Raw genomic sequence first — 12285 nt, 5'->3', positions numbered from 1 at the left:
CCCTCTTCTTCTTCCCCCTCTCCCCCCCCCCCCCCCCCCCCCCCCCCCCCCCCCCCCCCCCCCCCCCGCGCGGCGGGGGGGGCCCGGGCCCCCCCCCCCCCCCCGGGCCGGTCGGTGTGCACCGCGGTGATCAGACGGGTCGACGTCAGACCTCCTCGGTGCCACCGCTCTCCTCGTCGTCTGCCTTCTTCTCTTCCTTCGCCGCGGCGGGCGTGGCGCCCGGCTGCGGCTCGGCGACGGCCACCCGCGCGGGGCGGATGGTGCGCTCGCCGATGCGATACCCCGGCTGAAGGATCGCCACGCAGGTCGTCTCGGTGACGTCCGGCGCGTAGCTGTGCATCAGGGCCTCGTGGATCGTCGGGTCGAAGGGCTCGCCCTCCTTGCCGAACTGCTGGAGGCCCAGCTTCGCGACGGTGGTCTCCAGCGATTCGGCCACGGACTTGAAGCCGCCGACCAGCTCGCCGTGTTCCCGGGCGCGGCCGACGTCGTCGAGCACGGGCAGCAGCTCGGACAGGAGGTTCGCGACGGCGATCTCCTTGACCGTGACCCGGTCCCGCTCGACGCGGCGACGGTAGTTCTGGTACTCGGCCTGGAGCCGCTGGAGGTCCGCGGTGCGCTCGCCGAGCGCGGTGCGTACCTGGTCCAGCTGTGCGGTCAGACCGACGGTCGGGTCGAGGTCCCCGGCCGGGGCCGCCTCCTCCTCCTCGGAGGAGTCGGCAGCCTTCGGCTCGGCGTCATCAGGGGTGGCGCCGGAGGGGACGTCGGGCTTCTCCTCGAAGCCCGGAGTCTCCTCGGTCACGCCGCACCGCCCTTGGTGTCCTTCTCGTCGTCCACGATCTCGGCGTCGACGACATCGTCATCGGCCTTGGCCTGACCGTCGCCCGGGGCCTCGGCGCCCGGGGTCGCACCCTCGGCCTGGGCGTTGGCGTACATCGCCTGGCCCAGCTTCTGGGAGACGGCCGCGACCTTCTCGGTGGCCGTACGGATCTCGGCGGAGTCCTCGCCCTTGAGCTTCTCCTTCAGCTCCTCGACCGCGGTCTCCACCTCCGTCTTGACGTCGCCGGGGACCTTGTCCTCGTTGTCCTTGAGGAACTTCTCCGTCTGGTAGACGAGCTGCTCGCCCTGGTTGCGCGACTCGGCGGCCTCGCGGCGGGCGTGGTCCTCCTCCGCGTACTTCTCGGCCTCTTCGCGCATCCGGTTGACCTCGTCCTTCGGCAGCGAGGAGCCGCCGGTGACGGTCATCTTCTGCTCCTTGCCGGTGCCGAGGTCCTTGGCGGCGACGTGCATGATGCCGTTGGCGTCGATGTCGAAGGCGACCTCGATCTGCGGGACACCGCGCGGGGCCGGCGGCAGACCGGTCAGCTCGAACATCCCGAGCTTCTTGTTGTACGCCGCGATCTCGCGCTCGCCCTGGTAGACCTGGATCTGCACGGACGGCTGGTTGTCCTCGGCCGTCGTGAAGATCTCGGAGCGCTTGGTCGGGATCGTGGTGTTGCGCTCGATGAGCTTGGTCATGATCCCTCCCTTGGTCTCGATGCCGAGGGACAGCGGGGTGACGTCGAGGAGCAGGACGTCCTTGACCTCGCCCTTGAGGACACCGGCCTGGAGCGAGGCGCCGATGGCGACGACCTCGTCCGGGTTCACACCCTTGTTGGCCTCCTGGCCGCCGGTCAGCTCCTTGACGAGCTCGGCGACGGCGGGCATACGGGTGGAACCACCGACGAGAACGACGTGGTCGATCTCGGAGAGCTGGATACCCGCGTCCTTGATGACGTTGTGGAACGGGGTCTTGCAGCGGTCCAGGAGGTCCGAGGTCAGCTGCTGGAACTGCGAGCGCGTGAGCTTCTCGTCCAGGTGCAGCGGGCCCTCGGCGGACGCCGTGATGTAGGGCAGGTTGATCGTGGTCTCGGTCGAGGACGAGAGCTCGATCTTCGCCTTCTCCGCGGCCTCGCGGAGACGCTGGAGAGCCATCTTGTCCTTGGACAGGTCCACGCCGTGCCCGTTGGCGAACTGCTTCACCAGGTAGTCGACGACGCGCTGGTCCCAGTCGTCACCACCGAGGTGGTTGTCACCGTTGGTGGCCTTCACCTCGACGACGCCGTCGCCGATCTCCAGGAGGGACACGTCGAAGGTGCCGCCACCGAGGTCGAAGACGAGGATCGTCTGGTCGTCCTTGTCGAGGCCGTACGCCAGGGCGGCGGCGGTCGGCTCGTTGACGATGCGCAGGACGTTGAGGCCCGCGATCTCACCGGCCTCCTTGGTCGCCTGACGCTCGGAGTCGTTGAAGTACGCCGGGACGGTGATGACCGCGTCGGTCACCTTCTCGCCCAGGTACGACTCGGCGTCGCGCTTCAGCTTCTGCAGGATGAAGGCGCTCATCTGCTGCGGGTTGAAGCTCTTGCCGTCCAGGTCGATCTTCCAGTCAGTGCCCATGTGGCGCTTGACTGAGCGGATGGTCCTGTCGACGTTGGTGACCGCCTGGCGCTTCGCGACCTCGCCGACGAGCACCTCGCCGTTCTTGGCGAAGGCGACGACGGACGGCGTGGTCCTGGCGCCTTCGGCGTTGGTGATGACGGTGGGCTCGCCGCCTTCGAGAACGCTGACGACGGAGTTAGTCGTGCCCAGGTCGATGCCGACCGCACGTGCCATTTCAATTCCTCCAACAACTGACTACTTGAGTGGATCTCACTCAAGAATGCATGACGCCGGCCCATGAGTCAACAGACCTGAGTCGAGCGCACTCAACTTAAGTGCTACCCGGCGCTTACGTGGACCTTATTCGCGCCGATCCGCGCACCACACCACCGCACCGGCGCACGCAACACCCCTCGCGCACCACCCGACCCACCGTCCCATCGTGGGATCGTTCTGTCACAAATTGCCGCGAGACGGCCACAACCGTCACCGACCGGCAGGTTTCAGCGTGGATCGTCACCCATGGTGTCCCATCGAACCTCGAACCCCCGGGCGGGCGCGATGCAGAACGCGAGGAAGCGGCACGTACGGCAGATGAGACGGGAGAACCGGTCGGCGGGAAGCGCCGGGCAGCCGCGCTCACCCGCGTACACGACCGTGTCCGGAACCGCGCGAGGCGACTTCCCCTCCCGCCCCGCCGCACACCTGGCGGGCCTCGCCGACCGGGCGCGACGACTCGCGGACCGCACCCTCCCCCGCACGGCGGCCGAGCGCACCGTGGACCTGGTGCTCGGCACCGCTCTGCTGGCCCTGACCTACCCCGCCGTCGCCGTGGCCGCCCTCACCCTGACCGCTCGGCGCACCCCGGGCGGCGCCTGGGACCGCCGGCCCCGGACCGGCCTGGGCGGCCGGGTCTTCGAGCTGCGCACCCTGCGCACGCGCCGCTTCCGCCTGGACGTACTCTCCCGGCTCCCCCACGTCGTCCGGGGCGACCTGTCCCTGGTCGGCCCCGTCCCCCTGGCCCCGGGCGACCCACGGGCCACCGGGCCCGGCGCCCGGCAGTGGCGGCAGGAACTGCGGGAAGGGCTGACCGGCCTGGCCCAGGTGCGCGCCCGCTCCGGCATGCCGTGGGACGACCCCGCCCTGCTGGACCAGCACTACGCAGAGCACCATGGAGTGGTACTCGACCTGGCGATCCTGGCGGAAGCCGTACGCAACCCCCTGCGGACGGCGCTCGGAAAGGCACGGTCAACCAAGGCACACCTGAGCGACGCAGATCACCGCCCGCCCGACTGCAGCGGGGTGGACTAAGTGGATAGTGTCAGCACAGACTAATTAAGTTACTGCTTAGTAGTAGCGGGCAGTATCACGTAACCAACTGGATCCCGCTCTCGCAGGCCCGAGGAGCCCCACTCATGCAACTCGCCGCGATCATCGTGTCGCTGGTGCTGACGGTTGTCGGCGTTGCGCTCGTCGCCCGAGCCGTCGCGCAGATCTACCGCTTCGTCCGTCTCGGACAGGCGGTACCGGCAGGCAGCCGCACCGACGACCCCAAGCAGCGGACGATCACCCTGATCAAGGAGTTCGTCGGCCACACCCGCATGAACCGCTGGGGAATCGTGGGCGTCGCCCACTGGTTCGTCGCGGTCGGCTTCCTGACCCTGGGCCTGACGATCGTCACGGCGTACGGCCAGCTGTTCAAGGCCGACTGGGTGCTCCCGTACATCGGCACCTTCCTGCCGTACGAGGTCTACATCGAGTTCATCGCGCTCGGCACGACCCTCGGCATCCTCGTCCTGATCGCGATCCGCCAGCTGAACCTGCCCTCGCGGGCCGGCCGCAAGTCGCGCTTCACGGGCTCGAAGATGGGCCAGGCGTACTTCGTCGAGGCGATCATCCTGATCATCGGCGCCGCGATCATGGTGCTCCGCGGCCTGGAGGGCGCGCTCCACCACGTCGACGGCTACGGTCCCGCGTACTTCGCCTCGTACCCCCTGGTCATGGCTTTCGACGGGCTGAGCACCGAGACGCTCCAGAACCTGGTCTACCTGTTCGCCATGATCAAGCTCGGTACGACGATGATCTGGGCGATCACCGTCGGGCTGAACACGAACATGGGTGTGGCCTGGCACCGCTTCCTCGGCTTCCCGAACATCTGGTTCAAGCGGAACGCCGACGGCGACGTCGCGCTCGGCGCGCTCCAGCCGATGACGACGGGCGGCAAGGAGATCGACTGGGAGGACCCGGCCGACGACGCGGTCTTCGGCGTCTCCCAGGTCGAGCAGTTCTCCTGGAAGGGCATCCTCGACTTCTCCACCTGCACCGAGTGCGGCCGCTGCCAGTCGCAGTGCCCCGCGTGGAACACGGGCAAGCCGCTCTCGCCGAAGCTCCTGATCATGTCGCTGCGCGACCACGCGCACGCCAAGGCCCCCTACCTGCTGGCCGGCGGCGGCAAGGACATGGAGGGCAACGAGAAGGCCACCGAGGAGCAGCTCAAGGACGTCCCCGCGGCCGCCCTCGCCGAGGCCGAGCGCCCGCTGATCGGCACCGCCGAGGAGAACGGCGTCATCGACCCGGACGTGCTCTGGTCCTGCACCACCTGCGGTGCGTGCGTGGAGCAGTGCCCGGTCGACATCGAGCACATCGACCACATCGTCGACATGCGCCGCTACCAGGTGATGATCGAGTCCGCGTTCCCGTCCGAGGCGGGCACGATGCTCAAGAACCTGGAGAAGAAGGGCAACCCCTGGGGCCTCGCCAAGAAGGCCCGCGTGGAGTGGACCAAGGAGGTCGACTTCGAGGTCCCGATCGTCGGCAAGGACGTCGAGGACCTCACCGAGGTCGACTACCTCTACTGGGTCGGCTGCGCCGGCGCCCTGGAGGACCGGGCCAAGAAGACCACCAAGGCCTTCGCCGAACTCCTGCACATGGCCGGGGTCAAGTTCGCGATCATGGGCGGCGACGAGAAGTGCACCGGTGACTCCGCCCGCCGCCTGGGCAACGAGCCGCTGTTCCAGCAGCTCGGCCAGGAGAACGTCGCGATGCTGAACATGGCGTACGGCGAGGACGACGAAGACGAGACGACGAAGAAGCCCAAGTCGTCGAAGAAGATCGTCGCGACCTGTCCGCACTGCTTCAACACGATCGCGAACGAGTACCCGCAGCTCGGCGGCGAGTACGAGGTCATCCACCACACCCAGCTGCTCCAGCACCTCATCGACGAGGGCAAGCTGATCCCGGTGACCCCGGTCGAGGGCCTGATCACGTACCACGACCCGTGCTACCTGGGCCGGCACAACAAGATCTACACCCCGCCGCGCGAGATCATCGCGAAGGTCCCGGGCCTGCGGAACGAGGAGATGCACCGCCACAAGGAGCGCGGCTTCTGCTGCGGCGCCGGCGGCGCCCGGATGTGGATGGAGGAGCGGATCGGCAAGCGCGTCAACAACGAGCGCGTCGACGAGGCCCTCGCCCTCAACCCGGACATCGTCTCCACGGCCTGCCCGTTCTGCCTCGTCATGCTGACCGACTCGGTCAACGGCAAGAAGAACGACGGCCAGGCCAAGGAGTCCATCCAGGTCGTGGACGTCTCGCAGCTCCTCCTGGAGTCCGTGAAGACGCCCGTCGACCCGACCGGTGAGCCGGAGCAGGTGGACGCACCGGAGCCGGAACCGGCAAAGTGACGTAACGCATCAGCGCGATGAGCGGCCGGACCTGCCTCGGGGGCAGGACCGGCCGCTTCTTCGTGCCCGGGACCTCGCTGTGGCCGGGAACGTGACGACCACCGCAGGGGAAGTGTGAACTCGGACATGTACGCGACGACGTATCTGGAGCATCATGTGCTCCCGGAACACCTCCCCGGCCCGGCGGCCGACGGGAACACCGGTTCACGAACGACAAACGAGGCCCCCCGTGCGTCCACGCACCCGCACCCGCACCGAGCACCCGCAGGCAGCGGTCCCCAGCAGGGTGACGGCCACCCTCGCCGCGGGCTGTACGGCCCTGCTGCTGGCGCTCACGGCCTGCGCGGGCCCGTCCCCCTCCTCCGCATCCGACGGCGGCAAGAACGGCGACACCCCGCCCCCGGCGCAGGCACGGACCCAGGCGGAGACGGCGCGCGCCCCCGTCCCCCGCGGCACCGGCAGCCGCGTCCCGTACGACTTCAACGGCGACGGCCACCGCGACCTGGTCGTCGACGACCTGGTGAAGGCCCCCGAGGACAGCCACGGCGACGACGCGGGCATCGGCATCGTGTACGGCTCCGACGACCGCGACCGCCCCCTGGACCCGGCCACCCGCCAGCTGCTGAGCGCCCGCGCGAACGCGGCGAAGTCCGGCGACACCCTCCCGGCCGCGTTCGACGCCGAGGCCGCCTGCGACCTGGACCGGGACGGCTTCACCGACCTGGTCGTCTCCACCGACCCCCCGTACAACGGCATCGGCGCCCCGCCCGTCCCCCTCCAGATCCTCTTCGGCTCCCCGCAGGGACTGACGGGCAAGGCGGTCACCGTACGCATCCCGCAGCAGGCCCGGTTCGGCAACGAATGGCCCGAGCAGCCGGTCTGCGGCGACTTCGACGGCGACAGGAAGGCCGACCTCGCGGTCACCGCCAGCGCCGGCCAGGTCACCTTCCTGCACGGCCCCTTCACCCGCACCGGGGCCCCGCGCAGCGCGGAACTGCTGCCCGACGGCGGCCCGTACCTCTACGCCCCCGAGCCCCGGACCGACGCTGACGGCGACGGTTACGACGACCTCGTCGCCGCCGCCCGCCCGCACGCCCCCGGCCAGGCGGGCAAGGGCACCCTGCTCCTGGGCTCCGCGAAGGGCCCGGCCGGTCCCGGCAGCGCGTACGCGTTCGCCGCGGAGGACCTCCCCACCGCACCGCTGAAGACGACGGGTAGCACCCGCACCGCCCTCCTGAACCACGGCGACTACGACGGCGACAAGAAGCCGGACACGGTGGTGCGGACGTACCGGGGCGAGCGGCAGGACCTGATCGCGCTCTACCCGGCGGGTAACACGAAGGAGCCCCTCGTCACCTTCTCCACGGCGCTGTTCCTCCCCTGAACTCCCCCTCCGGGGGCCCGGGGTGCGGCCCCTAGGGGATGTCACAGCTCGGCCGCAATGGCGCCCGGGTCCCCCCGGCCCCCCCCCCCCGCCGCCGGGGACCAGGTACGTTCGACGGGTGGCTGGATTCAGGATCGGACGCGGCCGGGACAACCGCACCCCGCAACAACCGCAGCAGCAGCGGCAGCAGCCGTACGGAGGGCAGGCACCACAGCCGCCGTACGGTGCTCAGCCGTGGCCGACGGCAGGAGGCCCCGGCAACGGCGCGGCACCACCGCCGTACGGACCGCCGCAGGGCGCCCCGTACAACGCGGGCGGCTACCAGGGCCAGGGCGGACACGGCGGGCACGGGCACGGACAGGGCGGCCATCACGGCCACGGAGGCGGCGGCCACGGGGGCCACGGCGAACCGGAGTATTTCGGCGACCCGTACGCGGACCCCGCGCCCCACGACCCGTACGCCAACAACCCGGGCCACACGCAGGCCTTCCGCGTCGACGAGGACCCGTACGGCGACGGCAACACCTACCGCGCCGGCAACGCCCCCGCCCAGCCGACAGGCCCGCGCCTGCGCTGGAAGGAGCTGCTGAGCGGCATCGTGATGCGGCCGGGTCCGACGTTCTGGCAGATGCGGGACTACCCGGTCTGGGGCCCGGCGCTGGTCGTCACGTTCCTCTACGGCCTGCTCGCGCTCTTCGGCTTCGACCAGGCGCGCGAAGAAGCGATCAACGCGACGATCTCGACGGCCATCCCGTACGTCCTGTTCACCGGCGTCGGCTTCGTCATCGGCGGCCTGGTCCTCGGCGCGGTGACCCACACCCTGGCCCGCCAGCTCGGCGGCACGGGCTCGTGGCAGCCGACGGTGGGCCTGTCGATGCTGATCATGTCGATGACGGACGCCCCGCGCCTGCTCTTCGCCCTCTTCCTGGGCGGCGAGAACTCCCTGGTCCAGATCGTGGGCTGGCTGACCTGGCTGGCGGCGGGCGCGCTGTTCACGTCGATGGTGAGCAAGTCGCACGACCTGCCGTGGCCGAAGGCGCTGGGAGCGTCGGCGATCCAGCTGATCGCGCTGCTGTCGATCATCAAGCTGGGCACGATCTGAGCGAGTGACGCGCAAGAAGGCCCCCGAACGCGGAAGCGTTCGGGGGCCTTCTGCACAGGTCTTGCCTCGACAGGCCCTACGCGTCGAGAACCTGCCCGTCCCGCCGCACGACGGGCTTCTCCACACTCCACGGGAAGTTGATCCACTGATCGGTCTTCTTCCACACGTACTCGCACTTCACGAGGGAGTGCGACTTCTCGTAGATGACGGCGCTGCGCACTTCGGCGACATGGTCGACGCAGAAGTCATGGACGAGCTTGAGCGTCTTACCGGTGTCGGCGACGTCGTCGGCGATCAGGACCTTCTTGTCGGAGAAGTCGATCGCGTTGGGGACGGGCGCCAGCATGACGGGCATCTCCAGGGTGGTCCCGACCCCGGTATAGAACTCCACATTCACGAGGTGGATGTTCTTGCAGTCAAGGGCGTAGGCAAGCCCGCCCGCGACGAAGACCCCACCCCGCGCGATGCTCAGCACGACATCGGGCTCGTACCCGTCGTCGGCGACGGCCTGCGCCAGCTCGCGCACAGCGCGCCCGAAGCCCTCGTAGGTAAGGTTTTCCCGCACGTCACTAGCCACGATTGATCACACCTGAGTCCGATGGAAGTTCTGGAACGACCGTGAGGCCGTGGGCCCCCGCTGCCCCTGGTACCGCGACTCGTACCGCTCGGAGCCGTACGGGAACTCGGAGGACGAGGTCAGCCTGAACAGGCACAGCTGCCCGATCTTCATCCCCGGCCAGAGCTTTATGGGCAGCGTGGCGAGGTTCGACAGCTCCAGGGTCACGTGCCCGGAGAACCCGGGGTCGATGAACCCGGCCGTCGAGTGCGTCACCAGACCGAGACGCCCGAGCGAACTCTTGCCCTCCAGCCGCGAGGCCAGATCGTCGGGGAGCGAGATCACCTCGTACGTGGACGCCAGCACGAACTCCCCCGGGTGGAGGATGAAGGCCTCGTCCCCCTCCGGCTCGACGGTCCGCGTCAGATCAGGCTGCTCGACCGCCGGATCGATGTGCGGGTACCGGTGGTTCTCGAACACCCGGAAGTAGCGGTCCAGCCGCACGTCGATGCTCGACGGCTGCACCATCGAAGGGTCGTACGGATCAATACGGACTCGCCCGGCGTCGATCTCGGCCCGGATGTCCTTGTCTGAGAGAAGCACGTCCCGAGGATACGCAGAACGCGCGAGCCCGCCCCAACCGGACCACCCGCGCGCCTGCCGAACACCTTCCGCCGACTGCCTACTACCGCCTAATACCGCTCTGCCACAACCGCCCTGCTCTGCCGATCCACCGCTCTACGTACAGGTCTACCGCTTCTCGAACGCCACCGGCACGGCCTGCCGCAACCGGGCACACCGGGGACACCGGATCAACCGCCCGGGCCCGATCCGGTCGGCCCCGAGCTGCTGCATCGGAAACGACGAGGTAGCGAAAACATGCCCTTCGGCACAGCGGACGACGGTGCGCTCCATCGACTCCATCAAGTCCCTTCCCCAACCACATATGGACGAGAAAGCCACATTAGGGGATGAACAGGACGCCACTCCACGCGGCACTCCGACCACCCACGCTACGCCCCCAACTCCCGCGCATCACACCCCCGTCCACCCTCCACTTCCCCCCGGGGCACACGACACGAAGGCCCCGCGGCGCATCCGCCGGGGGCCTGACATGGGGTAGAGTGTGCAACGATGCAGCGCCGGTGATCGGCATGCTTCGCGGGTGTAGTTTAATGGTAGAACATGAGCTTCCCAAGCTCAGAGCGCGAGTTCGATTCTCGTCACCCGCTCCACAACTAAGGCCCAGGTCATTGACCTGGGCCTTGTTTGTTGCCTGGACCACTTCAGGCGTCGCGCACCAGATCCGCACCAGAAGGCCTGTTCTTGGCCTTCGCACGGGCGGCGCGCACGAGGTCGTCCAAGCCGTCGGCTACCTCCTGCTGCCGCTCTCAAGGTAGGAGTGCTGGCAAATCATCGCGGCCTGCTCCGAGGACTGCCCGGCCCGGACCATCACATCCTGGATGCATCACGCCCTGGAGGGCCGACCCCCCGGACAGAGTGAGCGAGACGGGCATGCAGTCAGTCTGCGGCCGGTCCGGGGCCGTAGTCCGCCTTGAATCCGCCCACATCGTCCGCGAGGTGGGCCAGCCAGCCGCTCGGAGAGTACGGCTCGGGCAGGTCGACCTCCATGCCCAGCTCCGCCACCGCAAGGGCATAGTCGGATTCTTCGAGACCGAGGACGAGCAGTTCGTGCACCTCACCCATGAGGCGCGCAACCAGCTGCGGATCCGTGGTGGCGGTGTAGTCGCGTACGGCCGCGTCGTGGTCCGGGAACTCGTCCGGCATGTCTTGCGAGAACCAGCCTCCGAAAAGCTGGCCGAGCTCGGGGAAGCGGGCGTGCCACTCCCAGTGGGTACGGGGGGTGGACAGGGGCGGGACTTCGCCCTGCTCAATGGACCGCTTCAGGTGATCCGCGATCACGACCAGCCAGTCCTGGATTGCCGAATCGGGCAGGCCGACATCCGGCACAGGGTAAAACTCACCGAGCCTCAGGCGCAGCCGGCCCGGCGGGTTACGCGCGTACTCGCGGATCTGCTGTTCGGCCGCGGCCAGGGCCCAGGGGCGGGTGTGCCAGGTGTGGCGGAGGTAGGCCTGGAGGGCCTCGCTCGGCTTGTCCGGCTCGTCATCGGCCAGCATGCCTGAGTACGCGCTGATCACCTGGTCCAACTCGCCATAGCGGCGATCGAACTCGAGCGGCTTCATGGACACGGCACTGGACCTCTACAGGTAGATCGGGACGGTGGTCAGCACGACGAAACCGTGCGGGCTGTTCGGATCACGCTTGAGCACGACACGCGCGGCGCGGACGTCGACGGGATCGCGGCCGGCGAGCATCATCGCCTGCAGCAGCACGCGGCCGACGGGCACCTCGCGAGAGGGCCAGGCGCCCTCGATGGTCAGGCGAGCGCGGGTGCTCTGGGCGAGCCAGCGGTGGATCTTCTGTTCGTTGCCGGTCACCACCTGCTGGGTGGCCCAATAGGCGGTTTCTCGGTCCGGATAGGTAGCCGAACGGGTCCGTACGGTCATGTTGTCCACTTCAGCTTGCGTCGAACGACCAGATGAGGCCGACTTCATCGCTGGACACCGCGAGAAGCCCGAAGTCCCAGACATACTGGCTCAAAGGCCAGCTAGTGGAAACGTACTCATAGAAGTCAGGATTCTCACCGCCATGGGTGGTATTTGTGAAGAAGGTCGAGCCTTCAGGAAAGCGTGAAAGGATCGCCGCCGCGTGGCGTTCCATCCCGGCTCTGCGCTCGGCGAAACCTTGTTGCCGCGGCACGTTCATCGCGTTGGTCGCCAGCATGACAAGAAGGCGCACCACCGAACGGCGTGGAACCTCGAACAGTCCGCTCCGCCACTCCGCAGCACCCTCCTCGTCGACCGGCGGCACACGGAAAGGAAAAGCGGGGTCCTCCAGCAACTCCGGCTCCCCCACCTCCGGGTCCTTGCCTCGCCACCCCCGAGGGTCTGCCACCTCCCTGCGCATGATCGCGCCTACATCGGGTAGCCAGTTTTCCCCGGTCCGCGGACCAACAGCGATGAATGAGTACCGACGGTACATCTCTACCGCCGCCGACCACATATCGGCGTCCAGATCTGCCGACGGCCCGCACGTCAGTTCGCGTTCAGGTTCGCTGCACAT

11 protein-coding genes and 1 tRNA gene are annotated in these 12285 nt (G+C 68.5%); 5 read left to right on the top strand and 7 right to left on the bottom strand.

Annotated features, from left to right (window positions below; all coding sequences use genetic code 11):
- Window positions 1-145: 145 nt before the first annotated feature.
- Together grpE and dnaK are read right to left on the bottom strand one after the other, a co-directional pair.
- Complete coding sequence (gene grpE, locus JS521_RS03635; RefSeq protein WP_205081236.1) at window positions 146-799, bottom strand: nucleotide exchange factor GrpE; 654 nt, start codon at window positions 797-799, stop codon at window positions 146-148.
- The gene (gene dnaK / locus JS521_RS03630; RefSeq protein ID WP_205081235.1) at window positions 796-2649 is read right to left on the bottom strand and encodes a molecular chaperone DnaK; all 1854 of its coding nucleotides are present in this window, start codon (window positions 2647-2649) and stop codon (window positions 796-798) included. Before dnaK ends, grpE begins: the two co-directional genes overlap by 4 nt.
- Before the next feature lie 423 nt (window positions 2650-3072).
- Here dnaK and JS521_RS03625 point away from each other — a divergent pair, with 423 nt between their 5' ends.
- The 4 genes from JS521_RS03625 to JS521_RS03610 all read left to right on the top strand — a co-directional run bounded on the left by JS521_RS03625 (window position 3073) and on the right by JS521_RS03610 (window position 8584).
- A complete protein-coding gene (locus tag JS521_RS03625; protein WP_307847762.1) occupies window positions 3073-3726 on the top strand; it encodes a sugar transferase in 654 nt (217 codons plus the stop codon).
- A gap of 104 nt (window positions 3727-3830) precedes the next feature.
- Complete coding sequence (locus JS521_RS03620; protein WP_205081234.1) at window positions 3831-6098, top strand: (Fe-S)-binding protein; 2268 nt, start codon at window positions 3831-3833, stop codon at window positions 6096-6098.
- A 229-nt stretch (window positions 6099-6327) separates the two neighbouring features.
- Window positions 6328-7482, top strand: a complete 1155-nt coding sequence (locus JS521_RS03615) for an FG-GAP repeat domain-containing protein (RefSeq protein WP_205081233.1) — start codon at window positions 6328-6330, stop codon at window positions 7480-7482.
- A gap of 118 nt (window positions 7483-7600) precedes the next feature.
- A complete protein-coding gene (locus JS521_RS03610; RefSeq protein ID WP_205081232.1) occupies window positions 7601-8584 on the top strand; it encodes a Yip1 family protein in 984 nt (327 codons plus the stop codon).
- 76 nt (window positions 8585-8660) lie between these two features.
- Here JS521_RS03610 and JS521_RS03605 read toward each other — a convergent pair whose 3' ends face one another.
- Both JS521_RS03605 and dcd read right to left on the bottom strand, forming a co-directional pair.
- Window positions 8661-9161: a phosphoribosyltransferase gene (locus JS521_RS03605; RefSeq protein ID WP_018514097.1), complete on the bottom strand. Its 501-nt coding sequence runs from the start codon at window positions 9159-9161 to the stop codon at window positions 8661-8663.
- Window positions 9162-9167: 6 nt separating this feature from the next.
- The gene (dcd, locus tag JS521_RS03600) at window positions 9168-9743 is read right to left on the bottom strand and encodes a dCTP deaminase (RefSeq protein ID WP_047177783.1); all 576 of its coding nucleotides are present in this window, start codon (window positions 9741-9743) and stop codon (window positions 9168-9170) included.
- A gap of 558 nt (window positions 9744-10301) precedes the next feature.
- Here dcd and JS521_RS03595 point away from each other — a divergent pair.
- A tRNA-Gly gene (locus JS521_RS03595) sits at window positions 10302-10375 on the top strand.
- Window positions 10376-10661: 286 nt separating this feature from the next.
- On the opposite strand, the gene JS521_RS03590 is transcribed toward JS521_RS03595, so the two are convergent.
- The 3 genes from JS521_RS03590 to JS521_RS03580 are packed head-to-tail and all read right to left on the bottom strand — an operon-like array spanning window position 10662 to window position 12078.
- Entirely contained in the window at window positions 10662-11351 is a 690-nt protein-coding gene (locus JS521_RS03590) for a contact-dependent growth inhibition system immunity protein (protein WP_205081231.1), read from the bottom strand.
- Between the two features lie 12 nt (window positions 11352-11363).
- The gene (locus JS521_RS03585; RefSeq protein WP_205081263.1) at window positions 11364-11669 is read right to left on the bottom strand and encodes an RNase A-like domain-containing protein; all 306 of its coding nucleotides are present in this window, start codon (window positions 11667-11669) and stop codon (window positions 11364-11366) included.
- 10 nt (window positions 11670-11679) lie between these two features.
- A complete protein-coding gene (locus JS521_RS03580; protein WP_239486748.1) occupies window positions 11680-12078 on the bottom strand; it encodes a hypothetical protein in 399 nt (132 codons plus the stop codon).
- Window positions 12079-12285 lie beyond the last annotated feature (207 nt).

The organism is Streptomyces durocortorensis (genome assembly GCF_016901035.1).
Taxonomy (GTDB): domain Bacteria; phylum Actinomycetota; class Actinomycetes; order Streptomycetales; family Streptomycetaceae; genus Streptomyces; species Streptomyces durocortorensis.
This window is presented reverse-complemented; position numbering and strand designations above follow the sequence as displayed.

Coding starts and splice junctions, on each gene's coding strand:
- dnaK (WP_205081235.1), bottom strand. CDS start 2,649: ATGGCACGTGCGGTCGGCATCGACCTGGGCACGACTAACTCCGTCGTC.
- JS521_RS03620 (WP_205081234.1), top strand. CDS start 3,831: ATGCAACTCGCCGCGATCATCGTGTCGCTGGTGCTGACGGTTGTCGGC.
- JS521_RS03585 (WP_205081263.1), bottom strand. CDS start 11,669: ATGACCGTACGGACCCGTTCGGCTACCTATCCGGACCGAGAAACCGCC.